This is a genomic window from Cellulosimicrobium sp. Marseille-Q8652, assembly GCF_965112045.1.
On record NZ_CBCOPS010000003.1, the window covers coordinates 1 to 25,189 of the forward strand.

The 25,189-nt window shown below is 71.3% G+C and carries 30 protein-coding genes and 1 riboswitch; of the genes, 12 read left to right on the forward strand and 18 right to left on the reverse strand.

All coding sequences use genetic code 11. The features are described from left to right. Nucleotides 1–571 (forward strand): arsenate reductase/protein-tyrosine-phosphatase family protein (locus ACWPWV_RS19410; protein WP_454044614.1); only part of this gene is annotated, 571 nt, incomplete at its 5' end. Between the two features lie 16 nt (nucleotides 572–587). Further along, a complete protein-coding gene (locus ACWPWV_RS19415; RefSeq protein WP_454044615.1) occupies nucleotides 588–1,025 on the forward strand; it encodes an arsenate reductase ArsC in 438 nt (145 codons plus the stop codon). 59 nt (nucleotides 1,026–1,084) lie between these two features. On the opposite strand, the gene ACWPWV_RS19420 is transcribed toward ACWPWV_RS19415, so the two are convergent. Both ACWPWV_RS19420 and ACWPWV_RS19425 read right to left on the reverse strand, forming a co-directional pair. Further along, complete coding sequence (locus ACWPWV_RS19420; protein ID WP_454044616.1) at nucleotides 1,085–1,585, reverse strand: N-acetyltransferase family protein; 501 nt, start codon at nucleotides 1,583–1,585, stop codon at nucleotides 1,085–1,087. Next, complete coding sequence (locus tag ACWPWV_RS19425) at nucleotides 1,582–3,000, reverse strand: FAD-dependent oxidoreductase (protein ID WP_454044617.1); 1,419 nt, start codon at nucleotides 2,998–3,000, stop codon at nucleotides 1,582–1,584. Before ACWPWV_RS19425 ends, ACWPWV_RS19420 begins: the two co-directional genes overlap by 4 nt. Nucleotides 3,001–3,083: 83 nt before the next feature. On the opposite strand from ACWPWV_RS19425, the gene ACWPWV_RS19430 reads away from it, so the two are divergent. Then, nucleotides 3,084–3,458, forward strand: coding sequence for an ArsR/SmtB family transcription factor (locus ACWPWV_RS19430; protein ID WP_454044618.1), 375 nt, complete (start codon nucleotides 3,084–3,086; stop codon nucleotides 3,456–3,458). A gap of 33 nt (nucleotides 3,459–3,491) precedes the next feature. Continuing rightward, nucleotides 3,492–3,998, forward strand: coding sequence for a hypothetical protein (locus tag ACWPWV_RS19435; protein ID WP_435737701.1), 507 nt, complete (start codon nucleotides 3,492–3,494; stop codon nucleotides 3,996–3,998). 33 nt (nucleotides 3,999–4,031) lie between these two features. Here the strand turns inward: ACWPWV_RS19435 and ACWPWV_RS19440 are convergent, their stop codons facing one another. The 10 genes from ACWPWV_RS19440 to ACWPWV_RS19485 all read right to left on the reverse strand — a co-directional run bounded on the left by ACWPWV_RS19440 (nucleotide 4,032) and on the right by ACWPWV_RS19485 (nucleotide 12,916). Further along, complete coding sequence (locus ACWPWV_RS19440) at nucleotides 4,032–4,343, reverse strand: hypothetical protein (protein ID WP_454044619.1); 312 nt, start codon at nucleotides 4,341–4,343, stop codon at nucleotides 4,032–4,034. A gap of 98 nt (nucleotides 4,344–4,441) precedes the next feature. Further along, nucleotides 4,442–4,915 carry a hypothetical protein gene (locus ACWPWV_RS19445; RefSeq protein ID WP_435737699.1) on the reverse strand — a complete coding sequence of 158 codons (474 nt, stop codon included), beginning with the start codon at nucleotides 4,913–4,915 and terminating at the stop codon, nucleotides 4,442–4,444. Nucleotides 4,916–4,947: 32 nt separating this feature from the next. Continuing rightward, nucleotides 4,948–5,394, reverse strand: coding sequence for a hypothetical protein (locus tag ACWPWV_RS19450; protein ID WP_454044620.1), 447 nt, complete (start codon nucleotides 5,392–5,394; stop codon nucleotides 4,948–4,950). Beyond that, nucleotides 5,391–7,667, reverse strand: coding sequence for a heavy metal translocating P-type ATPase (locus ACWPWV_RS19455; protein WP_454044621.1), 2,277 nt, complete (start codon nucleotides 7,665–7,667; stop codon nucleotides 5,391–5,393). Before ACWPWV_RS19455 ends, ACWPWV_RS19450 begins: the two co-directional genes overlap by 4 nt. A gap of 114 nt (nucleotides 7,668–7,781) precedes the next feature. Then, a complete protein-coding gene (locus tag ACWPWV_RS19460; RefSeq protein WP_454044622.1) occupies nucleotides 7,782–8,585 on the reverse strand; it encodes a C40 family peptidase in 804 nt (267 codons plus the stop codon). After that, a riboswitch (cyclic di-AMP (ydaO/yuaA leader) is annotated at nucleotides 8,585–8,743 on the reverse strand. Its footprint overlaps the gene before it by 1 nt. Nucleotides 8,744–8,892: 149 nt before the next feature. Then, nucleotides 8,893–9,831, reverse strand: coding sequence for a F510_1955 family glycosylhydrolase (locus tag ACWPWV_RS19465; RefSeq protein WP_454044623.1), 939 nt, complete (start codon nucleotides 9,829–9,831; stop codon nucleotides 8,893–8,895). A gap of 66 nt (nucleotides 9,832–9,897) precedes the next feature. After that, nucleotides 9,898–10,521, reverse strand: coding sequence for a DUF305 domain-containing protein (locus ACWPWV_RS19470; RefSeq protein ID WP_454044624.1), 624 nt, complete (start codon nucleotides 10,519–10,521; stop codon nucleotides 9,898–9,900). 96 nt (nucleotides 10,522–10,617) lie between these two features. Next, a complete protein-coding gene (locus ACWPWV_RS19475) occupies nucleotides 10,618–11,058 on the reverse strand; it encodes a DUF6153 family protein (protein WP_454044625.1) in 441 nt (146 codons plus the stop codon). 60 nt (nucleotides 11,059–11,118) lie between these two features. After that, a complete protein-coding gene (locus ACWPWV_RS19480; protein ID WP_454044697.1) occupies nucleotides 11,119–11,523 on the reverse strand; it encodes a four-helix bundle copper-binding protein in 405 nt (134 codons plus the stop codon). Nucleotides 11,524–11,731: 208 nt separating this feature from the next. Then, entirely contained in the window at nucleotides 11,732–12,916 is a 1,185-nt protein-coding gene (locus ACWPWV_RS19485) for an FAD-dependent oxidoreductase (protein ID WP_454044626.1), read from the reverse strand. A 97-nt stretch (nucleotides 12,917–13,013) separates the two neighbouring features. Between ACWPWV_RS19485 and ACWPWV_RS19490 the strand changes: the two genes are divergently transcribed. From ACWPWV_RS19490 to ACWPWV_RS19510, 5 genes are all read left to right on the forward strand, one after another. Next, complete coding sequence (locus ACWPWV_RS19490; protein WP_454044627.1) at nucleotides 13,014–13,232, forward strand: heavy-metal-associated domain-containing protein; 219 nt, start codon at nucleotides 13,014–13,016, stop codon at nucleotides 13,230–13,232. Next, a complete protein-coding gene (locus tag ACWPWV_RS19495) occupies nucleotides 13,229–14,209 on the forward strand; it encodes a heavy-metal-associated domain-containing protein (RefSeq protein WP_454044628.1) in 981 nt (326 codons plus the stop codon). The genes ACWPWV_RS19490 and ACWPWV_RS19495 overlap by 4 nt, the downstream gene beginning before the upstream one ends. A 49-nt stretch (nucleotides 14,210–14,258) precedes the next feature. After that, complete coding sequence (locus tag ACWPWV_RS19500) at nucleotides 14,259–16,577, forward strand: heavy metal translocating P-type ATPase (protein ID WP_454044629.1); 2,319 nt, start codon at nucleotides 14,259–14,261, stop codon at nucleotides 16,575–16,577. Between the two features lie 38 nt (nucleotides 16,578–16,615). Further along, nucleotides 16,616–16,900 (forward strand): hypothetical protein, encoded by a 285-nt coding sequence (locus tag ACWPWV_RS19505; RefSeq protein ID WP_454044630.1) that lies wholly within the window; start codon nucleotides 16,616–16,618, stop codon nucleotides 16,898–16,900. An 89-nt stretch (nucleotides 16,901–16,989) separates the two neighbouring features. Continuing rightward, the gene (locus ACWPWV_RS19510; RefSeq protein WP_454044631.1) at nucleotides 16,990–17,310 is read left to right on the forward strand and encodes a metal-sensitive transcriptional regulator; all 321 of its coding nucleotides are present in this window, start codon (nucleotides 16,990–16,992) and stop codon (nucleotides 17,308–17,310) included. Between the two features lie 47 nt (nucleotides 17,311–17,357). Here the strand turns inward: ACWPWV_RS19510 and ACWPWV_RS19515 are convergent, their stop codons facing one another. From ACWPWV_RS19515 to ACWPWV_RS19535, 5 genes are all read right to left on the reverse strand, one after another. Continuing rightward, a complete protein-coding gene (locus tag ACWPWV_RS19515; protein ID WP_454044632.1) occupies nucleotides 17,358–17,585 on the reverse strand; it encodes a hypothetical protein in 228 nt (75 codons plus the stop codon). 186 nt (nucleotides 17,586–17,771) lie between these two features. Then, entirely contained in the window at nucleotides 17,772–17,897 is a 126-nt protein-coding gene (locus tag ACWPWV_RS19520; RefSeq protein WP_454044633.1) for a hypothetical protein, read from the reverse strand. 3 nt (nucleotides 17,898–17,900) lie between these two features. Continuing rightward, complete coding sequence (locus ACWPWV_RS19525; RefSeq protein WP_454044634.1) at nucleotides 17,901–18,122, reverse strand: DUF2188 domain-containing protein; 222 nt, start codon at nucleotides 18,120–18,122, stop codon at nucleotides 17,901–17,903. Between the two features lie 73 nt (nucleotides 18,123–18,195). Continuing rightward, complete coding sequence (locus ACWPWV_RS19530) at nucleotides 18,196–18,906, reverse strand: SOS response-associated peptidase (RefSeq protein WP_454044635.1); 711 nt, start codon at nucleotides 18,904–18,906, stop codon at nucleotides 18,196–18,198. Nucleotides 18,907–19,424: 518 nt separating this feature from the next. Continuing rightward, nucleotides 19,425–19,766 carry a hypothetical protein gene (locus tag ACWPWV_RS19535; protein ID WP_454044636.1) on the reverse strand — a complete coding sequence of 114 codons (342 nt, stop codon included), beginning with the start codon at nucleotides 19,764–19,766 and terminating at the stop codon, nucleotides 19,425–19,427. A gap of 256 nt (nucleotides 19,767–20,022) precedes the next feature. Here ACWPWV_RS19535 and ACWPWV_RS19540 point away from each other — a divergent pair, with 256 nt between their 5' ends. The 3 genes from ACWPWV_RS19540 to ACWPWV_RS19550 are packed head-to-tail and all read left to right on the forward strand — an operon-like array spanning nucleotide 20,023 to nucleotide 23,211. After that, entirely contained in the window at nucleotides 20,023–20,421 is a 399-nt protein-coding gene (locus tag ACWPWV_RS19540; protein ID WP_454044637.1) for a MobC family plasmid mobilization relaxosome protein, read from the forward strand. Further along, entirely contained in the window at nucleotides 20,418–22,130 is a 1,713-nt protein-coding gene (locus ACWPWV_RS19545) for a relaxase/mobilization nuclease domain-containing protein (RefSeq protein ID WP_454044638.1), read from the forward strand. The genes ACWPWV_RS19540 and ACWPWV_RS19545 overlap by 4 nt, the downstream gene beginning before the upstream one ends. A gap of 13 nt (nucleotides 22,131–22,143) precedes the next feature. Beyond that, entirely contained in the window at nucleotides 22,144–23,211 is a 1,068-nt protein-coding gene (locus tag ACWPWV_RS19550; protein ID WP_454044639.1) for a hypothetical protein, read from the forward strand. 108 nt (nucleotides 23,212–23,319) lie between these two features. On the opposite strand, the gene ACWPWV_RS19555 is transcribed toward ACWPWV_RS19550, so the two are convergent. Further along, a complete protein-coding gene (locus tag ACWPWV_RS19555; RefSeq protein ID WP_454044640.1) occupies nucleotides 23,320–25,131 on the reverse strand; it encodes a hypothetical protein in 1,812 nt (603 codons plus the stop codon). Nucleotides 25,132–25,189: the final 58 nt, after the last annotated feature.

A 25,189-nucleotide genomic window follows, 5' to 3' on the forward strand; every position in this document is an offset into this window, starting at 1 on the left:
ACGCCACCCGAACGTCGGCCCCGAGGTGGTGCTGCGAACCGTGCGCGAGTCCTACACGGCCCTGGCCCGCTCGGCCACGGTCTCGGCGCACCTGCTGACCCTCACGGACCGCTTCGCCCGCCAACGCCTCGCGGACATGTCCCGCGAGCCCGACGCTCGACCGCAGGTGCTGTTCGTCTGCGTCGCGAACGCCGGCCGCTCCCAGCTCGCCGCGGCCCTGGTCCGCCGCTACGCCGGGGAGCGCGTCGTGGTCCGCTCGGCGGGCTCCACCCCGGCCGCGGACGTGCACCCCGCGGTGCGCCCCGAGCTCACCGCGCTCGGCACCACCGACGGCGAGGCGTTCCCCAAGCCGTTGACAGACGACGCGGTCCGCGCCGCGGACGTCGTGATCACCATGGGCTGCGGCGACGTCTGCCCGGTCCTTCCCGGCACGCAGTACGAGGACTGGCTCGTGGGCGACCCCGCCCTGGCGTCCCCGGCCGGGGTCGCCGCGATCCGCGACGAGCTCGACACCCGCGTGCGCGCCCTGCTCACCGACCTGCTGCCCGACCTCGACCTGCCCACCCCCTGAACCACCGGAGACCACCGTGACCGAGACCAGCACCGCCAAGCCGTCCGCCCTGTTCGTCTGCGTCCACAACGCCGGCCGCTCCCAGATGGCAGCCGGGTACCTGCGCGCCCTGTCCGGCGGCGCCGTCGAGGTCCGCTCCGCCGGCTCGGCGCCGGCCGACCAGATCAACCCCGTCGCCGTCGAGGCCATGCTCGAGGAGGGCATCGACATCCGCGCCGAGCAGCCCAAGATCCTCACCACCGACGCCGTGCAGGCCTCGGACGTCGTCATCACCATGGGCTGCGGCGACGCCTGCCCGATCTTCCCCGGCAAGCGCTACGAGGACTGGGCCTTGGCCGACCCCGCCGGGCAGGGCATCGAGTCCGTGCGCCCCATCCGCGACGAGATCCGCACCCGCGTGCTCACCCTGCTCGACGAGCTCGGCGTCGCGCCCGTGCAGGTGGCCACCGCCTGACACTGCCCGTACCACGACGTCGGCCGGGACCCTGCCCAGGGTCCCGGCCGACGCGCGTGTCAGGTCAGCGTCTTCTGCAGCAGGCTCGTGCCGAGCCACCGGTCGAACTTGCGGCCCACGCGTTCGAGCCGTCCCGCGTCGGTGAACCCGGCCCGGCGGTGCAGCGCCAGCGACGCGTCGGTGTCGCCGTCGGCGACGACCGCGATCACCTCCCGCGCCCCGGCCTCCGCGGCGTCGGTGAGCACCTGGTCGAGCAGCCGGGTCCCGATCCCGCGCCCGGTCGCGGCCGGGTCGAGGTAGATCGTGTCCTCGACCGTGTGCGCGTACGCCGGACGCGGGCGCCACGGCCCCACGTACGCGAACCCGGACACGGCGCCGTCGAGGTCGGCGACCAGGAACGGCCAGCCCGCACCCTGCAGGACCTCGAGCTTGTCCGACCACACGCCTTCACCCGGTGGGGTGAGCTCGAACGTCGCGGTCGACGTCGCCACGTAGTGGTCGTAGATGCGCGCGACCCCCGCCATGTCGGCGGGGGTCGCGCTCCGCACGGTCAGGCTCACGCGTCCAGACCGTCGCCCGAACGCCCGTGCACGACACCCGTGGCGAACCCCACCCCGACGGGCGCCCCGAGGCCGAGCGTGACGAGCTGCGGCTCGGCGGGCGCGGTGCCGCAGCACGACCCGCCCGCGCTCTCGCCGTCGGCCTCCAGGGCGAGGTCGGACGAGCAGACGCCGGTCGCGGGCAGGTTCAGCTCGACCGCGTCCGCCGCCGCGCGGTCCCCTGCCAGCGCCGCCGCGATCGAGCGCACCTGCTCGTACCCCGTCGCGAGGAGGAACGTCGGTGCGCGCCCGTAGGACTTCATGCCGGCGAGGTAGAACCCGTCGTCCGGGTGGGACAGCACCTGCTCCCCGTGTGGCGGCACCGTGCCACAGGAGTGCTGGTTCGGGTCGATCAGCGGGGCCAGCGCGCTCGGAGCCTCGACGACGGGGTCGAGGTCCAGGCGCACCTCGCGCAGCATGTCGAGGTCCGGTCGGAACCCGGTCGCGTTGACGATCTGGTGCACGTCCAGGTTCAGCGCCCCGTCGCGCGCCGTGCCCAGGACCTGCACGGAGTCCCCGTCCGGGACGAGGCGCTCGATCGAGACCCGGGTGAGCAGGGTCAACCTTCCCGCCTCCACGGCCGCCCGCAGCCGCGTGCCGAGCAGCCCGCGCGCGGGGAGCTCGTCGTCGGCCCCGCCGCCGAACAGGCGCCGCGCCGACCCGCCGCGGATCGCCCACGTGACCGTGGTGCCCGGCTCCGCCTCGGAAAGCTCGACGAGGCTCAGCAGCGTGTTCGCCGCGGAGTGCCCCATCCCGACCACGAGCGTGTCCCGGCCGGCGAACCGGTCGCGCTGCGACCCGAGGACGTCGGGCAGCGGCCCGGTCACGAAGCGGGCCGCCTCGGCCTCGCCCGCGGCCGGGAGACCGGAGACACCCAGCGGGTTCGACGTCGAGAACGTGCCCGACGCGTCGATCACCGCGCGCGCCAGCACGTCCTGAACCTGCCCGTCCGGGCTGACGGTGCGGACCCGGTAGCCCTGCCGCCCGCGCCCGAGGGAACGCGTCTTGTCCGCGCCGTCGCGCGCGACCGCCAGCACCCGCGTCCCGGTGCGCAGCCGCGCGGAGATCTGCGGCGTCGCGGCCAGCGGCGCCAGGTAGCGCCCGACGAGCTCCCCACCGGTCGGCAGCGTGTCCGGGTCCGGCTCGACCCACCCCGTCGGGTCCAGCACACGACGCGCCGCGGCGTCGACGTCGTACCGCCACGGGGAGAACAACCGCACATGAGCCCACGACGCGATCGCCGCGCCCGGACCGTCACCCGCCTCGAGGACCAGCGGCTCCAGACCGCGCTCCAGCAGGTGCGCCACCGCCGCCAGCCCCACCGGGCCCGCACCGATCACCACGACCGGAAGCTCGTCCCGCACTACCTCGCCCATCACGCCTCCTCGCATCGACAAACTTCGATCAAAGACAGGACGCCAACGTATCCATAAACGTCGATGAGTGGCAAGATGGGGGGATGACGACCACCGCGCTCACCCTCGAGGCACCGGACACCTCTGCGAGGGGCGGGTGCTGCGCGCCGCTCGTGCGCGACGCCGCCGACCCCGAGACCGCGCGCGACCTGGCCCGCGTGTTCAAGGCGCTCGGCGACCCCACCCGGGTGCAGCTGCTGTCGATCGTCGCCGCGCACGACGGCGGCGAGGCGTGCGTGTGCGACCTCACCGACCCCGTCGGTCTGGCCCAGCCCACGGTCAGCCACCACCTCAAGATCCTCGTCGAGGCCGGCCTTCTCCACCGCGAGCAGCGTGGGCGCTGGGCCTACTTCTCCCTGGTCCCCGGCGCGCTCAGCCAGCTCGCGACCTCGCTCACCGAGACAGCCCCGAGCAGCTGACCGAGCAGTACCACGCGCCTCCTGGAGGCGGCCGTGATGGACATCCCAGGCCTACCGGAGCCGGACGCGGGCCCGATCTTCGACCTCGCGCTGCTGGTGCACATTGCTGCCGGGCTGACTGCGGTCCTCGCGGGTCTGGTGGCGATGGTCGCGCCCAAGGGTAGGCGGTGGCACGTCGGGGCAGGGCGAGTCTTCCTCGGCGGGATCGCCGCCCTCTTCGGCTCCATGGTCGTCATGGTGGCGATCCGCTGGCCCGCCACCATCCACCTGGCCGCGCTCGGGGGCGTCGCGCTGACCGCCGCGGCCCTCGGGTGGCGCAACCGGCGCCGCCGCGGCAGCGACCGTGCGCACATCGCGTGGATGGCCCTGGCCTACATCGCGATGCTGACCGCGTTCTACGTCGACAACGGACCACACCTACCGATCTGGGAACGGCTGCCCGCCTGGTCGTTCTGGGTCCTGCCCGCGGCGATCGGGACACCGCTCACAGTGCGGGCGATGCGACGCCACCGCCCACACCACCCGACCGACTCGCGTTAACCGGCGCCGACACCGTAGGTCGGTCGAGCTCGGTCAGCGCGCGGCCCGGGCCGCGACAGCGGCGGCCAGCGCCTCGTCGTCGGGAACACCGCGCAGACCTGCGCTCGTGGGGTAGACGCGGCACGCCACACCAGGACGAGCCCCCGGCAGGGGGAACACGTCCTGCCCGTCGACGTAGAACGACGGCGACCCGTGGAAGCCGTACCTCTGGGCCTGGTCGTCGTCAGTGATGACTACGGTGGCGATCGGCACATCGATGCCGGCCCGGTCCAGGGCCCGGCGCAGCGCGTCCCGGGCGGGTGCCTCGTTCGGGCACGCGTCGACGACCTGAAGCTCAACCTTCATCTGTCCATCCTCTCTCGCTCTGCAAGTGGTGCTGTGGTGTTCGTGGCCGTCCATCGCTCACCTCGCCTGCGAGGCGTCGCGCGTCGCAATGGACGCTGTCAGGCGATTGGGTGCCAGGTTCGGTCGGGAGCCTCGAACTCGTACGCAGTCGCATCGTGGAAGTCGTCGGTCACGCGAACGTCGAGGATCCAGCCGCTGTCGTCTGCGGTCAGGGTGCGCCACGGTTCACCCGATTGCCGGGTTCGGGCGGTGGTGATGCCTGCGGCTCGGATTGCCGCGAAGTGCAGTCGTGGTCCCTGCCCGTACTGCGGGGCGGCGCTTCCGACGTGGATCGTGTGCTCGGCCGCCAGGTCCAGCAGCGTGCTCGAGTAGTCCGCGCGTGCTCCCGCCGTCGTGCACATGTAGAGCAAGCCCCATGCGCCGTGAGGGTCGGCCCGCACGAGCACGACTGCGGCGCTGTTGCGGACGTGGTGCGCGATGATGCGCTCGTCCGCTGGGGCGCCGTCGACGACCGCCCGGGCATGGTTCCGAGCGCTCTCGAGGTCGATCTCCTCCCACACCGGGTCCGCCATCCCAGCAGCCTTCCATCGGGCGGGCGGGCCCGCTACACACCGGCGTTGACGTCTGCCGACCCCGGGGCGCGGTCGGGCGGCACCTGTTGCTGGAGGTGCAGCACGAGGGGACGCAGGGGTTCGGGCAGAGGAGCGATCCCAGGGCCTCCCGCGCTCAGCCAGCCCTGCAGCTCGGTGGTGAGGTCCTCGCCAGCGAGGCGCTCGAACCACACCGGTCGTTGCCTCGCCCGCACATCAGGTATGGGTCGCACGACGAGAATGTCTCCACGTTCACACGCGTCGAGGCAGTCCACGACTGTCAGGCGCGCGTGACCGCTTGCCGCGATCTCGCGGACCCGCTCGAGCTGGCCGCCGGGGCGGGGGTCGTCTTCCCCCAGGGTCTCGCCGGCGCACAGGCGGCAGGCGGTCAGGCCGGGGACGGCGCGCCGCGCGCGGCCGGTGGGCGGCTGCGCGCGGGCGCCGAAACGCTGATCGGTCATGCGTGAATGTCCTGGCGTTCGGCCTCGACGGCGGGCTGGCCAAGGATGGCCCGGGTGCTCGTCTCGGGGCGCAGGTCCAGACGTCGCAGGAGCTGGGCGTTGAGCGCGACGACGACGGTGGATGCGGACATGAGCAGTGCACCGACGGACATCGGCATGACGAAGCCGATGGGCGCGAGCACGCCGGCGGCGAGCGGGACGGAGATCAGGTTGTACCCGGCTGCCCACCACAGGTTCTGCTTCATCTTGCGGTAGCTCGCCCGCGACAGCTCGATGACCGACAGCACGGACCGGGGGTCGTCGCTGGCGAGGATGACTCCGGCCGAGGCGATCGCGACGTCGGTGCCGGCACCGATCGCGATGCCGACATCCGCCTGGGCCAGCGCCGGGGCGTCGTTCACGCCGTCTCCGACCATCGCGACCTTGCGGCCTTCGCGCTGCAGCTGCTGGACCTTGGCTGACTTGTCCTCGGGCCGCACGCCAGCGAAGTACCGCTCGATGCCCAGCTCGTGCGCGACAGACGCCGCCACGGCCTCGGCGTCGCCGGTGATCATCACGACCTGCACGCCACGCTGGTTCAGCGCGGCGACCGCCTCGCGAGACTCGGTGCGGATCTCGTCGGCCAGGCGTAGAGCTCCCGCGACCTGCCCGTCGATGAGGACGTGCAGGATGATCGCTCCCGACTCGCGCCACCGGTCGACGACCGCCAGCTCCTGGGCGGACCGCTCGTGCAGAAGATTGGGCCCACCGACCTCCACGCTGCGGCCCGACACGCTTGCGCGTACGCCAACCGCCGGGGACGACTGGAAGTCCTGAGCGGACGCCACGGGCAGGCCCTTGTCGCGAGCGGCGCGAACGATGGCGCGTGCGAGCGGGTGCTCGGAGTCGGACTCCGCGGCTGCCGCCAGCGCGAGAACAGTGTCCTGGTCGTGGTCGCCGGTCGTCTCGACCTCGGTGACCGTGGGCTCGCCCTTGGTCAGGGTGCCGGTCTTGTCGAACAGCACCGCGTCGACGGTGCGCATGCTCTCCAGCGCGAGCCGGTCCTTGATCAGGACACCGCCGCGCGCCGCGCGCTCGGTCGCGATGGAGACCACGAGAGGGATCGCCAGGCCCAGGGCGTGAGGGCAGGCGATGACGAGGACGGTCACCGTGCGGATCACGGCGTCGTCCGGCGTCCCCAGGAGGGTCCACGTCGCAGCGGTGAGCACCGCGGCGCCGAGCGCGAACCAGAACAGCCACCCGGCCGCGGTGTCGGCCAGACGCTGGGCGCGTGAGCTGGAGTTCTGCGCCTCGGTGACCAGGCGCTGGATGCCGGCCAGTGCCGTGTCCTGCCCGACCGCGGTGACCTGCACGCGCAGGCCCGAGTCGGTCGCGACGGTGCCGGCCACGACCAGGTCACCGTTGCTGCGCCGCACGGTGCGTGACTCCCCGGTGATCATCGATTCGTCCATGCTCGCGGCGCCGTCCACGACCTTGCCGTCGGCCGGGACCCGGCCACCGGGTCGGACCACGACCACGTCTCCCACGCGCAGGTCGCCAGGCGCCACGGTGACGACGTCATCACCCTCGACCCGCTCCGCCTCGTCGGGCAGCAACGCGGCCAGGGAGTCCAGGGCGGAGGTTGTCTGCGCCAGGGACCGCATCTCGATCCAGTGGCCGAGCAGCATGATCACGATCAGCAGCGCGAGCTCCCACCAGAAGTCGAGCTGGTGGTCGAGCAGGCCCAGGCTCGCGCCCCACGAGGCGACGAACGCGACGGTGATCGCCAGGCCGATGAGCAGCATCATCCCGGGCTTGCGCGAGCGGATCTCCGATACCGCGCCTGTCAGGAACGGGCGCCCGCCCCAGACGTACATCACCGTGCCGAGCACCGGAGAGACCAGACCAAGACCTGGCACGTCGGGCAGCTCGTACCCGAGGATCATCGCGAACATGCTCGACGTCGCGACCACCGGGACTGCCAGGACGAGCATGATCCAGAACAGCCGGCGGAACTGCCCGACGTGATCACCGTGCCCGCCGTGGCCGCCATGCCCACCGTGGCCCTCGTGGCCAGCGGGCTCAGGGTGCCCGCCGTGTCCGTGGTGCTGCTCATGGTCGTGGCCCTGGCCTTGGCGATCGGCGTGGTCAGGATGTACCTCACCGTGGTGGCCCGGGTCGGGCGCAGCGCGCGATGGAGCCCGGTCGTCGCCGCCGGCGTCGACGGAGGCTGGTGCGGGGTGGTGATGATGGTCCGTGCTCGGTCCGTGCTCGTCGTGACCGTGAGGCTTCATGATCGACCTTCCTCTCCTGACAGTGCGACCGGGTACGCGACAACACTATACCCCCTAGGGGTATTCCTGCGCAGGGCGGAAGGGCCCCACCTGGCTGGTGGGGCCCTTCCCGTGTCAGCCGACGCGGATGTAGGTCGGGTTGGCCTGCCAGATCTGCCCGTACCGGACGGTCTTGCCGGGTGAGGGTGCCTCGATCTGCATGTTGTCCCCGGCGTAGATGCCGATGTGGCCCGGGCTCCAGATCAGGTCACCGGGCTGTGCCTGGTCGCGGGAGATGACGGTGCCGGCATACCGCTGCTCGGAGGACGTGCGGGGCAGGTTGATGCCGACCTGGGCGTACACGTAGGACGTGAACCCGGAGCAGTCGAACCCTGCCGGTGTGGTGCCGCCCCACTGGTAGGGCACGCCGAGGTACTGCATCGCGACGCCGACCACGCTCGAGCCCGCCGCGGACGGCGGAGCTTCGACCGGGGCCTGGGCCGCAGCGGTGCCCGCCTGCTCTTGCGGGGCGGGAGCGCGCTCCTGGCTGCGGGACGAGCGCTCCTGGCGTTCCGGCTCGGGCTCCGGTTCCGGCTCGGGTTCGGGTTCGGGGGCGGGGGTGACCGCGACCGGTGCCTGTTCGATCACGAACGCGGCGTCGGCTGAGACGGTGACCGCTGGGGCGGCGCTGAGCGCCTGACGGGCCGGCTCGGTCAGCGCGCTCAGGTCGACGCTGGAGACGGCTTTGGGCTGGTCGGTGCTCGGTGCGGCGCTGGCCGGTGCCGCGAACACCGACACGAGCAGGCCAGATCCTGCCGCGAGCAGGGCGCCCTTGCGGGCGGTGCTGACTGCTCCTTCCTGGGCTGCGCGGGCGATCGGGGTCAGGGGTGTGATGGGTCGGTGGGACGCGCGGTGGCGTCCCGGCTTTCGTGCGGTCATGGTGTTCTCCTTCGCGCCTGCGGGGTGAGCTGTCGGGTTCGGATCGGAGAGTGACCCGGTCTCACCGCTGGGTGCGGTGCGGCTTCACCCCGAGGGCACCGTGGTGCCCGGTTGAGTGGTTCCCCCGTCCCTGTCATGGGTGTTGGTGGTGTGCTCCAAGAGGTGACAGGGTTCGGCGCTCTCTTGGATCCCTCGCGGATGTCCCGCGAGGAGCATGGAGTGGTCCGCCGCGCGCGACCGTGCGGGCACGGGCGGATCGCGGCAGGTGGGGAAGGCTTGGTCTGTCGGCGCGCGGCCGGCTGGTGTCTCACCCGGTCTCCTGGCCGAGCACCGGGTCCCAGCTCGCGCCGAGGTCGCGGCTGGTGAACAGGCCGATGTCCGTGACGAGGAGAATCCACGGCTGGTTGCCGGGGCTGTCGTCGGGCACGTAGGTCATGGCCTGCACCTGGCCGGGAGCGGCTCCGTGCGCGGTCCAACGATCCAGGCCAGGGGTGCTGGTCCACACGGTGCCGTTGGTGTCCAGGCCGATCAGCTCGGAGCCGAGCCCTGCCTCGACGAGCACGAGGGCGGGCGCGTCACGGTCCGGGGTGAACGTCTGTCCCGCGTCGTGGCTGAGCTGCAGGCCTGTCGGCGTGGTGGCCACGACGGTGTCCGGGTCGGCGTCCACGACGTGCACGTCGCGAGCCGGCACGGTTGCCCCTGGTGTCCAGGTCGCTCCGGAGTCGTCGCTGATCAGCAGGCGGGACGTCGCGGAGTCCAGGCCGACGACGCGTACGGCACCGGTATCCGTGGTCGCGGTGCTCAGCGCGTGGAAGTCGACCTCCCCGGCCAGGGAGACCTGCTCCCAGGTCGCGGCTCCGTCAGTGCTGCGGACCAGGCCCAGGTTGGGCGCCTTCAGGTCGGTCTGCTCCCCGGGCGCGGGGTGGCCGGAGGCGTAGACGGTGCCGTCGACCGCGAGGGTCATGCCCATCGTGTCCTGCCGGCCCGCCCCGGCGCGTTGCGGCTGCACTGGTTCGTCGCCGAACGGGCCCGGCATGGTCCACACCCCGGTGTGGGTCGCGACCAGGATGGTGTGGTCGACCGGGTCGACCTGCACGTCGTGCACGTGGCCGAACTCGGCCACGTCCTGCGGCTCCTGGCTTGTGGGGGTGTTCGCAGGTGGCGGGGTCGGGGTGCAGGCAGCCAGCAGCAGCACGGTTCCTGCTGCTGCCCACCGGCTCGCCCGCCCCTTCAGGGCAGGGTTCATCAAGGCAGTCCTTCGGCAAGGGCCCGCGGTGCGTGCGCGACGCAGCACGCCTCCGCAGGGCGAGGGTCACATCGAGGCGAGCAGGTCTTCCATGGTGGAGATCTCGGCCTGCTGGGTGTCGACGATCTGCTGCGCCATCGCGACAGCGTCCTCGTTCTTGCCTTCGTCCACCTCGATCTGGGCCATCTCGATGGCGCCCTGGTGGTGGACGATCATCTGCTCGAGGAACAGGCGGCCCGCCTCGGCGCCCTGCGCGTCCTGCAGGGCCTGCATGTCCTCTTCGCTCATCATCCCGTCCATGGACCCGTGGTCCATGGAGTCCATCGAGTCGGACTCCGGCAGCGGTGAGCCCCACTCCTCGAGCCAGGTCGTCAGCTGCTCGATCTCGGGTCCCTGGGCGTCCTTGATCTGGTTCGCCAGGTCGGTGATCTGAGGGTCGACACCCTCCTTGGCCAAGATGACGTCGGACATCTCGATCGCCTGCTCGTGGTGGGGAATCATCATCTGGGCGAAGTCGACGTCCTGCTGGTTGAACCAGTCGCCCTCTGCCGGGCTCTCCTGCTCCCCGGCCTCGGTCGAGGAGGACATCGACGCCATGTCGTGCCCGGGCTCGTCGTCGTTCGAGCACGCCGCAAGACTCGCGGCGGTCACCAGCGCGATCGCTGGAACAAGCACACGCTTGAAGTTCATGGGAAAGGACCTCTCAAATCAGCACTCAGAAACCACACACGGGGCCCCGAAGCGGGGCATGGAACGGTCGACGCGCGCGTCGACGGCGTGTGGGTCCTACGTTCGAGAGATCCCCAGGACATGAAGCGACGGTGCGGCGCCGGCGACAGTCGGAGTCCGCCCGGCCTCGACCAGGCGCGACCACACCGGAGCAAGACGCGCCAGCAGGCTCGATCCCGGGCGTGTGAAGGCCAGCAGCGCGACCAGCACCATCAAGCACATGGCCGACGCCATCTCGTGGCCCCCGCAGTCGGTGCACCCCCCCGGCGCGTCGTGCTCATGCGCCCCGTCCTCCTGCGTCCCGACCTCGGGGGCGGAGGCGTCGTGGTTGTCGGGGCTGGCCATGATCGCCGCCGCCGGGCCCACGTGGGCGTTGGCCGACCCGCTCATCGCGTGCATCGTCACCACGCCCAGCAGGAGCGCCGCGATCAGCAGGGCGCCCGAAAGCCCTCGCCGGCGACCGGCGAGCAGCGAACGGAACGTGGCCATGAGGTTCATGTCCCGGTCAGCCTAACCACTGCCCCCGCAGTTCTTCCAAGACCGGCCCTCGGCTCGAGCTCATCCGAGGGCGGAAAGAAGCTCTCGGCACGCCTGCTCGCACGCGCGGCACGAGCGTGCGCACACCGCGCAGTGCTCGTGCATCTGCGCGTGCTCCTCGCACTCGGCCCCGCACGCGGCGCACGCCGCCACGCACGCCTGCAGCACCGCGCGCAGGACCTGCACGTCCGCAGCCGTCTGACGAGTCAGCACCGCCGCGGTCGTGGCGCACACGTCGGCGCAGTCGGCGTTCAGCCGGATACACCGGCGCAGCTCGCCCACGTGCTCCTCGCTCAAGCACGCGTCCGCGCAGGCAGTACACGCCTGGGCGCACTCGACACACGCGTCGATGCAGGTCACCAGCTCCGTTATCGAAACGGCCCCTTGGCCCGGGAACGTCTCGATCATCTCTCGCGTCACGCTCATGACGACCTCCTCGACCCACCGCGGCCGACCTGCCCGACCCTGGACGGTGAGCATCGATCCACCGTACGAACCGTGCGCGCCACTCGCCCATCGCATCCTCGGTGACTGTCGACGGCGGGTACGGGGTGGAGGCGTGGTGCGGCCGCCCGTGCCCGGATCCGTCCACGACCTGACTCCGCACCGACGCGCGAGGGTGGCCGTGCGTCGGTCAGGGCCGCCGCAGGTCCGGGCGTAGGGCGGACACCTCGCGCGTCGCGCCGACCCCGGTGGCCGCGACCAGGTCGCCGTCGAGCCGGAACTCGGTCATGACCCCTCCCCCGTCGAGGCGGCGGTGCTGCTCGACCGTGCCGGGCACCGGCACCCCGAGGCCGGTGACCTGGATGCCATGCAGGCTCAGGGAGAACCCGGCGTCGGGCACGTAGGGCCCCGGGTCGGCGGCACCGACGATGTCGCGCAGCGCGGCGCGCGCCGCGTGAGCTCCCTGCGCGACGGCGGCGTCCCAGTGGTCGGTCCGGTACGAACGGCCGCGCCGATCCGGGTGGAGCGCGACCGCTCCCGCCGCATAGTGGCCCGGTGTCGCGACGACGCGGAGCCGGTCGTCCACCGCGACGCCGTCCGGCTGGGCCCCGGCCCACGCGGCGTCCGGGACGGTGCCGTGCGCCACGACGGCGAGGTCGGACTCCAGGACCGTGCCGTCGTCGAGCTGCACCGTGACCGACTCGCGGTGCTCTGTCACTGCCTCGACGCGACGACCGAAGTAGGTCGCGACCCGGTCCCCCTGCTGGCGTGCGACGGCCGCGGCGACCGCGGAACCCAGGGCCCGGGCCAACGGCAGGCGCGATCGCGCGACCAGGTGGACGCTCGCGCCGGCGTCGGCGAGCCAGGCCGCGGTCTCGGACCCGACGAACCCGGCGCCGAGCACCGTGACCGTCCGCCCCGAAGGGGCCTGCCCGAGCAACGCGCGCAGGTGGTCGGCGTCCTGCGCCGTGTGCAGGTGCACGACACGCGGCGCCCCGGCCGCGCCGACCCGCGCAGTCGGGCGGGCGCCACGGTCGGCGGGAGCTGGGCGGGGTACCGCGCCCGTGGCGAGGACCAATGCGCCGGCCTCGAGCTCGCGCCCGTCGTCGAGGACGAGGCCCGGCCGCGTCGGGCGCAGGCCGACCGCACGCCCGCGCACGACCTCGACGCCCTCCGGCGCCGGCAGCGCCGCCTGCTCCGCGGTGAGCAGGCCCTGCACGATCGCCTTGCTCACGAGGGTGCGCAGGTAGGGCCGCCCGTCCTCGCCGTGCACGAGCACTACACGCCCGTCGAACCCCTGCGCCCGCAGCGTCCTCGCCGCCGCGTTCCCGGCCGCCCCGCCACCCACGACCACCACGTCCGCCCGTTCTTCCACGTCCCTCACCGCTCCCTCTTGACCTGCATACCCCCTGTGGGTATATTCGCCACCCTAGTCATACCCCGTCGGGGTATCCAAGTCGAGGAGGAGCGCGATGAGCATCGTCGAGATCGAGTACCAGGTGACCGGCATGACGTGCGGCCACTGCGAGATGTCGGTGCGCGAGGAGGTCGGGCAGGTGCCCGGCGTGACCGCGATCGACGTCAGCGCGACCACCGGTCGGCTCGTCGTGGCGGCCGACCAGCCCCTCGACGACGCCGCGGTCGTGGCCGCCGTCGACGAGGCCGGGTACCAGGCGGTGCGGGTGCGATGAGAGCCCCCGCCCGGATCGGGCTGTACGTCGCGGGGCTCGGCGTCGTGTTCGTCGCCTCGGCCGCGATCGCCGGGGCCGTCGTCCCGGAGGGAGCCGTGTCGGGCCCGGCCGCCTCGCACGCCCCGGAGCAGCACGTCGCCACCGGCGACGCCCCCGAGCAGCAGAGCACGAGAGGAGCAGACATGGTCCGCGGACTGTCCCTGGAGCAGGACGGGTACACGCTGGGCGAGGTCGAGGCCCCCGGGACGGTGGGCAAGGCCGGAGAGCTCGCGTTCACCGTCACCGACCGCGCCGGCGAGCCCGTCACGCAGTTCGACGTCTCGCACGAGGAGCGCCTGCATCTGATCGTCGTGCGCTCCGACGGCGCGCACTTCCGCCACGTCCACCCCGTGATGGACGCGGACGGGCGCTGGTCACTGCCCTGGACCTGGGACGCCGCCGGGACCTACCGCGTCTACGCGGACGCCGTGCCCAGCGCGGGCGGCGCCGTCACGTTGACCCGCACGGTCGACGTCGCGGGCGAGCTCGCCCCGGTCCGCGACGCCGAGGTCTCCACCGCGGCGACGGTCGACGGGTACGACGTCGCGCTCGACGGGAACCTCGAGGCCGGGACGGTCTCCCGGCTGACCGTCGAGGTCACGCGCGACGGCGAGCCGGTCACGACGCTCGAACCGTACCTGGGCGCCTACGGGCACCTCGTCGCGCTGCGCGACGGCGACCTCGCCTACCTGCACGTGCACCCCGAGGGCGCCGAGCCGGAGGCCGGGCAGGTCTCGGGCCCCACGGTGTCGTTCGGCGTTGAGGCGCCGACCCCGGGCCGCTACCTGCTGTACCTCGACTTCCAGGTGGAGGGCCAGGTACGCACCGCGGCGTTCGTCGTCGAGGCGACGGCCGACGGGACTCCCGCCCCGGCTCCCGCCCCTGCGCCCGAGGACTCCCCCGGGGCCGGTCACGACCCGGCGACGCACGACCACTGATCACACCCGTACGCCCGGCAGTGCGCTGCCGGGCCGGAAGGAGGACCTCATGACGGCACCGGCCGCCCCGTCACCGGGGACGTTCGTCGAGCTCGAGATCGGCGGGATGACCTGCGCCTCGTGCGCCATGCGGATCGAGAAGAAGCTCAACCGGCTCGACGGAGTCACCGCGACCGTGAACTACGCGACGGAGAAGGCGAAGGTCACCGTCCCGGAGGGCGTCGACGCCGCCACGCTCATCGCTGAGGTCGAGAAGACCGGCTACACCGCCGCGCTCCCGCGCGTCGAGGACCCCGACGCCCCGGCGACGGCCGAGGCGGACGACACCGACCCCGAGCTCACCGCGCTGCGCCACCGTCTGATCGGTGCCGTGGTGCTCTCGGTGCCCGTCATCGCGATGGCGATGGTCCCCGCGCTGCAGTTCACGTACTGGCAGTGGGCCAGCCTCGCGCTCGCCGCGCCCGTCGTGGTGTGGGCGGCCTGGCCGTTCCACCGCGCCGCGTGGACCAACCTGCGCCACGGCGCCGCGACGATGGACACCCTCATCTCGGTGGGGACCAGCGCCGCGTTCCTGTGGTCCCTCTACGCGCTGTTCCTCGGCACCGCGGGCGAGCCGGGCATGACCCACCCGTTCACGCTGTCCGTCGCGCCCACCGACGGCGCCGGGAACATCTACCTGGAGGTCGCGGCCGGCGTCACGACGTTCATCCTCGCCGGCCGCTACTTCGAGAAGCGGTCCAAGCGGCAGGCCGGCGCCGCGCTGCGCGCGCTGCTCGAGCTCGGGGCCAAGGACGTGGCGGTGCTGCGTGACGGCGCCGAGACCCGCATCCCGATCTCCGAGCTCAGCGTGGGCGACGAGTTCGTCGTGCGCCCCGGCGAGAAGATCGCCACCGACGGCACCATCGTCACCGGTACCTCCGCCGTCGACGCCTCGATGCTCACGGGCGAGTCCGTGCCCGTCGAGGTGGGCGAGGGCGACGCCGTGACGGGCGCGACCGTCAACGCGGGCGGGCGGCTGGTCGTGCGCGCGACGCGCGTCGGCGGCGACACCCAGCTCGCGCAGATGGCGCGGCTCGTCGAGGACGCCCAGTCCGGCAAGGCCCGCGTCCAGCGCCTCGCCGACCGCGTCTCCGCGATCTTCGTCCCCATCGCCATCGCCATCGCCGTTGGCACCCTCGGCGCGTGGCTCGGCGCGGGCGCGCCGGCCTCGGCCGCGTTCACCGCCGCCGTCGCGGTGCTCATCATCGCGTGCCCGTGCGCGCTCGGCCTCGCCACCCCGACTGCGCTCCTGGTCGGCACGGGCAGGGGCGCGCAGATGGGCGTCCTCATCAAGGGTCCCGAGGTGCTGGAGTCCACGCGCGCCGTGGACACGGTCGTGCTCGACAAGACCGGCACCGTGACCACGGGTGTGATGACCCTGACCGACGTCGTCACCGGCACCGGGGTCGACCGCACCGACCTCCTGCGCCTCGCCGGCGCGCTCGAGGACGCGTCCGAGCACCCCGTCGCCCGGGCGATCGCCCGCGGCGCCGCCCAGGAGGTCGGCACGCTGCCCGTGCCCGAAGACTTCACCAACGTCGAGGGCAAGGGCGTGCAGGGCGTCGTCGACGGGCACGCCGTGCTCGTCGGGCGCGAGTCGCTCCTCGCCGAGTGGGCCCAGCACCTCCCCCACGACCTCGCCGATGCCAAGGCCCGCGCCGAGGAGCAGGGCCGCACGGCCGTCGTCGTCGGCTGGGACGGGCACGCCCGCGGCGTGCTCGTCATCGCCGACGCCGTGAAGCCCACGAGCGCCCAGGCCATCGCCCAGCTCCGCGGGCTCGGCCTGACCCCGGTCCTGCTCACCGGCGACAACGCCACAGTCGCGCACCAGATCGCGGCCGAGGTCGGCATCGAGCAGGTGATCGCCGAGGTCATGCCCCGGGACAAGGTCGACGTCGTCGCCCGGCTCCAGGCCGAGGGCAAGGTCGTCGCGATGGTCGGCGACGGCGTCAACGACGCCGCAGCCCTGGCCCAGGCCGACCTCGGCCTGGCAATGGGCACCGGCACCGACGTCGCGATCGAGGCCGCCGACATCACCCTGGTGCGAGGCGACCTGCGCTCCGCGGCCGACGCGATCCGCCTGTCCCGACGCACCCTCGGCACGATCAAGGTGAACGTGTTCTGGGCGTTCGCCTACAACGTCGCCGCGATCCCGCTCGCCGCCCTGGGCCTGCTCAACCCCATGCTCGCCGGCGCGGCGATGGCGTTCTCCAGCGTCTTCGTCGTGGGCAACAGCCTGCGCCTGCGGTCGTTCACCAGCCGGGCAACCAGCCCGAACCCGTCCACCACCACGTCAACCGCGCCGGCCGCGCAGCTCGCCGGCGTCTGACCAGACCACCAATTCCAACGATCTCCGGGAGGACCACCATGTGCCATCAGCACGACCACCACGACGCCCACAACGGTCACGGCGACAACGACCAGCAGAACGGGACGCACCACGCCCACGCTGCACCCGCGGCCCCGAGCGGTACCTCGCAGGAGGTCGACCTCGCGGAGTGCCCGGTCATGCCCGGCAGCATGAGCGTCAAGGCCGACGCGGAAGCGGCCGGACTCGTCCGTGAGTACGAGGGTCAGCGCTACTGGCTGTGCTGCTCCTCCTGCGGCCCGCTCTTCGACGCCAACCCCCAGCAGTACGCCCGCACCGCCTAGACCACTGCCCGGTGCCGTTCTCGTGCACGATGTGCACAGCGCGGCACCGGGCACCAGCGGTCGACCGCACCATCACCGAGAGGACGACCATGACGGACATCCCCGAGCTCGCAACGCCACAGGACGCACCCCACGGGTACATCACCGACAAGGCCCGCTACCTCGCACGCCTCAAGCGCATCGAAGGACAAGTGCGCGGCCTGCACCGCATGGTCGACGAAGAGCAGTACTGCATCGACATCCTCACCCAGGTCAGCGCCCTGACCAGCGCCCTGCAAGGGGTCGCGCTCGGGCTGCTGGACGACCACCTCAAGCACTGCGTCGTCGACGCCGCCAAGACCGACGGCGCCGACGCGGAGATCAAGATCAAGGAAGCCTCCGACGCCATCGCCCGCCTCGTCCGCTCCTAGCGACCACCCACGGCCGATGCGCATCACCAGAACCGCTCGGGCAGCGCTCAGGTGTCCTCGACGTCGACGGCTCGACGTACCGCCTGCCGCGCCTGCTCGGTGACGCGTCGAAGGTCCTCCACCCCGACCTCGTCGGTGCCGGAGAGAAGCTCGGCGAGCGCCGGGGCAAACTCGAGCATCTGCGGCGAAGGACTCGAACGCGCGTCAGCGAAGAGTTCACCGTGCGGCCGGGCCTGAACCAGCGCGAACGCGAGCGCGATATCGAGCGTCGTCACTTGCGGAGCACCACGGAACCGAGCGATCTCAGTACCGACCACGACCAGCGCCCGAGCTTCCTCGGACATCCGCATCTACTACCCCCGGTCACCGTCGATCAGGCGAACAACCGAGACGCGCTCGCCCCGCTCCTACGGTCCACCCTCCCTCGCTCCAACGCCGCACGACCGCCGGACACGCCATGTTCAGTGAAGCCAGCCGTCCCACTTGGGTTCGTACCGGCACCCGCCCTCGAGCGCGCTCGGCGCGGGGATCTGCTCGACGGCGCGCGCGAGGGCGACGTCGTACGGCATCGCCCTCGCGCCGGCCATGGCTCAGCCTGGGACGTTGCGCGGGTCGTGCCCGTGGGAGTCCTTCTGCGCGATCGTCCCGTCGAGGTTCTTGATCACGAGCTCGGCGCTGTCACGCTCGGCGGCCGCGCGTCCGGCGGCGACCGCGTCGTCCTTCTTCGCGTGGTTCGACAGCGGTTCCCGCTCGCCCTGGCGGCGCACGTGCCACTGCTCGTCCTTGTGGTAGACCTCGATCGTCACGGCCACGGGGTGCTCCTTCCGGTGGTGTTAGAGACCACCGTGGAACGACCCTGTGGTTCTCGCACGTTCGCCGCTGACGTCAGGCGACGGGCTCGACGAGCGCGGGCGAGTCGTTGCGCACGTTCCCCACGGCCGGGGAGACCTCGACAGGGTGGAGGTGCGGTTCGGGGACGCGTCGCAGCAGCGCGTCGACGTCGCCGGCGTCTGTGAGGTCGGGGTCGAGCCAGCGGTCCCACAAGTCGTCGGGCAGCAGCAGCGGAGACCGGTCGTGGATGTGCCCGAGGGTGTCGGTCGCGTTCGTCGTGATGACGGTCAGGGACCACAACCACCGGTCGGGGTCGTCGTCGCCCTTCGTGGGGTCGCGCCACAGCTCGTACAAGCCAGCGGCCGCCAGCGGCGCGCCGTCGGGGTCGGTCAGGTAGTAGGGCGTCTTGCGGCCCTTGCCGGACTCGGGTGCCTGCCACTCGTAGTACCCGTCCATCGGCACGATGAGCCGCCGCTTCGTGGCCGCCCGGCGAAAGGCCGGCTTGTCGGTGATCGTCTCGACGCGGGCGTTGATCATGCGCGAACGGATCTTCGCGTCCTTCGCCCACGACGGCACCAGGCCCCAGCGCAGCGTGCGCAGCTGGCGCACCGGGTGCTCACTCTCGACGCGCTCGAGCACGGCCCGAACGTCCTGCGTCGGAGCGACGTTCCACGAGGGCCCGAGTTCGTCGCCCACGAGCTCGGAGACGCCGAAGCGGCGCGCAAGTTCGTCGTCGCGGCGGGCGCTGGCGTATCGACCACACATGCGCACAGCGTGCCCCTCCCGCGGGTGCCCCGCGACCACAGCACCTCGGCGCCCGGGTCGAACGTGGAGGCCCTGCTGTCACTCGCCCTTGCGGCAGGTGCGGCAGCGACGACGTCCATCGGATGGGTACACGATCGTGTTCTCGGGGGTGTACTCGTGTCCCCGCGGGCAGTGGGTTCTGGCTGCCTGCCAGCCGCCGGGACCGACCCCGGCGGGAGTCCCCGACCGGTACCACCGGTCGTAGTGCATCTTGCAGAGGCGTCGGGCCTTCGCCGTCCGGCCGCACCCGTCAACCGAGCACGGCCGACCGTGCTCGGTGCGTGCGCGGCCTGTGTCCGCGAACCGCTCGCGGACGCGTTGTGCTGCGCCCGCGTCCAGTCGCCATCGGCCGTCCGCGGGCGGTGGGAAGGCCGCGCGGAGCCATGCGTACACGGCAGCACGAGAGACACCGATCTCCCGTGCCAACTCGGTCGGCGTCGTGTACTCGCCGTCGCTCCGCGCGGCCATCACGGCGAGGGTCAGTCGTTGCTCGTCGCGTCCTGCACCGGGACGTCGCGCTTGGCGGCGCGACGTCGGGTGCGGATCTTCTTGTCCGGCTCGGCGAAGCCGATCTTGCGCAGCTCGTCGACGGTCCAGCCGGCGCTCAGCGCGGCGTTGAACGCGCGCACGTCTTCGCGCTCGGCGGACGCGATCCGCTCGGTGATCCGACGCTGGAACTCCGCGAGCTCCCGGTCGGTCTCCTCGCGGACGTCTGTGACGCTTTGCCGTGCTTCCGCGACGGCGCGAATGGCCCCCATTCGTGCTTCCTGTGCGCGCTGCGCGCGCTCCAGTGCCTCATCCACGCTCAGTGTCTTTGCCATGGTCTGAGCGTACGAGAGCTGTGCTCAACGCGGAACCCCAACGCGCCGGTCACGGCGCCCCTCGCGGCTCGCTGCGAGCACGGGCAACGCGCAGGGCGCGACGAACGACCAAGGCGTCCCGGACGGAGCAAGCTATACACTTAGCACGGCTAAGTGGCTCGATCAGTGGACGGCTCCGCCGGCCCCTGGCACACTGGACGTGTGGTCCCCGCACGGGGCGGGGTCGCTGCGCTGGGCTGAAAGGCGGGTGGAACGCATGAGCGACGAGGCTCCTCGGTCGCGGCAGCTCACCCGACGGCGACGCGCGAACGTCGAGGGCGGCCGACAGCACCGCCACGAGGTGAAGGTCACGCCTGAGGAAGAGGGCATGCTGCTTCGCCTCGCGCACGAGCAACGCGTGACCGTGCCGCGTCTACTCGTGGAGTCGGCGTTGGCGTCTGGCACGTCGGAGACGCCGACCGAGCGTCGCAACGCGATGGCTCAGCTCTTCGGTCTGCACCGCCTGTTGGCCGCGGTGTCGAACAACGTCAACCAGATGGCGAAGGCGACCAACGCGACTGGCGAGGTGCAGGACGAGATGGTCGAGACGCTGCGGGCGGTGCGCCGTCTCGCCGAGCGGATCGACGCGACGATCGACGGGCTGAGCCGGCCGTGATGCCCAACGTCGTCCGGGGCGACCGCATGGCCGGACTGATGTCCTACCTCGTCGGGCCGGGCCGTGCCAACGAGCACACCGAGCCGCACCTGGTCGCGGGTGACGCGGCGCTGATGGCGTGGCACAACGACGACGAGCTCGGGCGCGACGCGGCTCTGCGGATCGCGCACCATCTGGACCAGCCGCGCACGGCCTACGACGTGCACGTGACCGGCGGTCACGTGTGGCACTGCTCCCTGTCGCTGCGAGCCGATGAGGGGACGCTGACCGACGAGCAGTGGAACGCGATCGCGAACGACTTCGTGCGCGCGATGGGGTTCGACGACAACGAGGGCACGAAGGCGCCGTGTCGGTGGGTCGCCGTGCGTCACGGTGTCTCGACGAACGGCAACGACCACATCCACCTTGCCGTGAACCTGGTGCGCGAGGACGGCACGAAGGCGTCGGTGCACAACGACTTCCGGCGCGCCCAGACTGCGGTGCGCGCGCTTGAGGTGAAGCACGGCCTGGAGCAGCTGGAGTCGGTACGGGCGGAGCGCTCGACGCGCGGCTACGACCCGGCCGAGCGCGAGGCTCAGGCGCGTGCACGGGCGCAGGCCAAGTACGAGCGCGCGAGCCGCCTCGAGGGCGGGCGCGTACCGGCCTGGTCAGCGCTGCCGGGGGCGGACCGACAGGCGCGCGTCGCGGCCGAGCTGCGCACCGATCAGCCCCGGTACCTGCTCGCCCTCAAGGTGCGTGGGTGCGCGAGCGCGAGCCAGGACGAGGCCGAGTTCGTGCGGCGCATGCGCCGGGCCGGACTGCTGGTCCGGGCCCGGTTCGCGGACGGACGCACGGACGTCGTCACGGGCTACTCGGTGGCCGAGCGGCCACAGGCTGGCGAGCGACCGATCTGGTACGGCGGTGGCCACCTCGCGCGCGACCTGTCCCTGCCCCGTCTGCGCGACGGGTGGCCGGACACACCGACCGGCGCGAGCGACGCGGCGGCCGAGTGGAACGCTGCCAAGCGCGGCCGACGGGTCGTGTCCGCGGGTCGCGAGACGACCGAGCCGGACCCCGAGATGTGGGCCAAGCAGCACGACGAGCTGCGCGCACTCGTGGACCGGTTGCGGTCGGTCCCGGTCGAGGACCGGGACACGTGGGCGACCGTCGCACGCCAGACCGCGGGTGCCTTCGCCGCATGGTCGAATGCGACCGAGGAGACGCCCGGCGACCTCGCCGCGGCCGCCGACGCGCTCTCCCGATCGGCCCAGACGCACCGACGCACCGTGCGCCCGGACAAGGCTGGGACGATCGCCATCTCGGGGGCGGCGATGCTCCTGGCGAGTGCGGCCCGCGGCGGGCACGGGACCGTCGCGCAGGCCGCGATGATCCGTCAGCTGCTCCGGCTCACCCAGGCAGTGCACGGGGCGGCCGTCGCGGCCCAGCAGGAGCGTCATGCGCGCCTGCTCGCCGAGGACACCCGGGCACGGCTCGTGCGCGTGCGCGAGGCTCTGCCGAGTCTCACGCAGAGCGGCGGCGGCACGGCGACGGTCACCGCGCCGGCGCCGACGACGACGGTGCTCGACCCGCAGGCACAGGCCGTGCTCGACAGGCTCAACGCGGGACACACCGACGCGAGTACGACGGCGTCGCCGCTGCCGGCAGACCTTGAGGCGGCACGGCGACGGCACGCGGTCCAGCCGGGCGCAGAGCGCGGCCCGGAGCGATAGGAGGGGGCAGGTCATGGCTGAGGAGAGCGACGGCATCGAGGAGGCGTTCGAGGGCCAGCTACGCGTGCTGGTCACCGCCGCTGGGCAGGTCGGTGAACGCCTCGCGCGGATGCGCGAGCAGGCGCTGCGACGCGCCCAGGCACGTAGCGAGCAGCAGGCCCGCGAGATGCAGTCCCGGTTCGAGGCCGAGCGGCGTGCCGCCCGCGTCGAGCTCGGCAACGTGTACCGCTCGGACTGGTGGGACCGGGCGTCTGCCGAGCAGGTCGCCCAGACGTACCAGGTCGCTCGCACGTGGGCCCGCGAGGACCCCGACGCGGTGCGCGCCGAGGAGCACATGCGCACCGAGATGCGCACCCGGTACGGACTGGACCCGGACGGGCTCGCCGCCCGTGCGCAGGCCGAGCGTGACGCGCGCACGCCCGGCCCGCGGTTCGAGGCCCGCGACGAGCTCGACGGCTCGCAGCCGGTCCGCGAGCTCACGAAGGACGACGCTCTGGCGATGATCGATCGCCTGCCGGCGGACGCCGAACTGGGACCGATTGGTCGCGGCGGGCTGCGCGATGTGCAGGCCTGGAAGGGCAAGGACCCCGACGTCGATCTCGCGATCGCGTCGAAGTTCCCGCACCTGATGAGCCAGGCCGAGCTCGTGGCCGTCGCGGCCGCCGAGAAGGAGCGCCACCGCGCCGCCGCGGAGCACGCCGAGGCCCAGCGACTCATGCAGCAGGCCGACCGCGAGGACCGGCTGGCGGACGAGGCGCGCAGCGCCGCCGAGCACGAACCGGACCCCGACGAGCGCGCGCGGGCGGCAGCCGAGGCAGCCCAGCGTGACGCGCTCGGGGACCGTGCCCGCGAGGACGGTCGTGCCACGTACGACAGCGCCGAACGCCGCGAGACCACGGCGAGCGAGCTGCACGCCAAAGGTATCGACGGCGACGTCGTCGAGACCCGGATGCGCGCCGACGTCAGCCAGGCCCGGCCTGCCACTGAGGCCGTTGCGGCCAAGACCGCGGGCCGCAGCCCGAAGGCCCGAAAGACCCGGGGCCGAGGGGCTCAGGCTCAGCGCACGGGACTTGGACGTTGAGTCGCAGCATTCAGCAAGCTCCCCCAAGAAGCGAGACGGCATGTTGCTCATTGGAGCCGGAGCAATGCCTCGAGTGAACGACCCTACGAAACACGGCAACTGATGGGTTCAGTCATCCGGTGATGGCGAAACTTGGCAACTTTCCGGAGACGGCCAACCGACAATCTGGTGAATGACACTGTTGCAGCCGACGTCTGCGAGGACGATCGTAGCTATCGCCACCGCCAAGGACGCAAGGGCGACCCAGAGTGCCCACCGGCCAATCTTAAATGCATCTGCAGACGCGCCAAGCGATGCAACGGATGAGAGAATGTCGCGGTACTCGCGATCCGCGGTGACCAACGCTTCGAGCCGCTGATCTTGCAGTTTGCGCACGCGCTCAATAAAGCTGCGCGGCTTCCCCCCTGCGTCCTCAAGGTTTGGATGATTCGCGCGTGCGCTGGGGGTGAGCTCGTAAACAAATTTGTGAGCCCCGTCCCACATCCACTTTCGATCCTCTCCCCAAAACACTGCCGCTTCGCGACTGACCGTTGCCAGATCCAGACTAAGCGTGAGGAAGTTCTGCCGGAGATCGCGCAGCGCCCCTGCCTTGAATTGCCCGTGTCGAGTCGTAGCGCGATCACGAATCTCGGCGTAGCGCTGCGCGCTTATTTCGAGGAATTCTGAGACCGCGAGCATAATCATCAGGAAGTACGCCGACTCCACCCGATGGGCTACGGCCCTATCGATATTGTCACCCATTAGCCTTGAATGCCGGCTTCTTTTCCAGGCTTCAGTGATCGCGCCACGGTTTCCCCAAAGGGTCCAGAGTGGGCCATCGCCGAGCGTCGGATGCATGCGAGGGTCGTTTTCTGTGAGAACAAGTTTCTCCAGTGACGGCGAGACGATCTGGTGCGCCTCATGGTCGGGCAACCCGATGGCTCTGAGCGCGTCGCTGAGTTTCCGGGCGTCGTCGAGTTCTGGTTCCACGTAGCTCTCCGTGGCTGGGTCATGCTGCTCAAGCAGCATCAGATCCAAGAGAAGCTGAGGAGAGTCGTTCGCCGCAAAATAGCCTGGGACTTGCTCGGCCATCCAATCCCGCGCGGCATCGTGAAGGCTGCGCCGGACCGCCTGGGTCTCGTGAAACGCCGCCCACTGTCTGTCTAGGCTCCGTCGGCGTATATTGTGGTGGCCCTCCCGCACCATGATTGGCTCGTGTGGTCGGTGCCACTCGCGATCCAGCGACGATGCCGCGGACTCGGTTAGCGTGAAATGTGCCACGATCGCGGTGAGTCCCGCGCCAATCTGGACCGCCCGCAGTTCTATCCACTCGAATTCGGACGGAAGTTCGGAGCGAATCGCGTCCGGATTCCACAACTTGGAGTCTTTTTGCGCCACGTCAACGAGTCGCCACCAGTGCATGCCTTTGCCCGAGCGGGCTTGCTGGAGAATGGTCGGGTTGTCTTCCCTTTCGAGGCTTCCCCACCGTGAGTGCTTCCAGCCGTTCTTGTTGAGAGATCTCTCGAACGCTGGCAGTTGCGACGGCGGGAATAGCTCAACCACCCAAAGTCCTGCGACAGTAACATGCTCGTCGTCGGGGACACAAATGTTGTGCATCCAGTCATCGAGCGACCATGCTTTATCGCGGTCGTGTTCGTTATATTGAAATAGGTTGTTAATGCCGTTGTTTACGGCTCTCCTTGCGCGCTCTGGTAGGAAGCGCCTTCGCCATCCGCTAGACAACCAAGAGAGCATGCGGTATGGCAGGTCGTACCACCGACGTCCTTCGCCGATCTCTGGGACCAGGTCGAAAACTCTTTCGATCTCTGCCGAGAGTTTAACGCCCTCTTCGTTCGGTTCACGCTTTTTGCGCGGGCGCCGTCGCTTCTGGCGATAGCGCTCTCGCCAATCTGGGTCCGTGTGCCCCTTTGGGGTATTCACCCGAATCCTCCCGCCTCCGGCTAGTGTGCGATCTTGGGGAGGTTACCGCTTGCAGCTG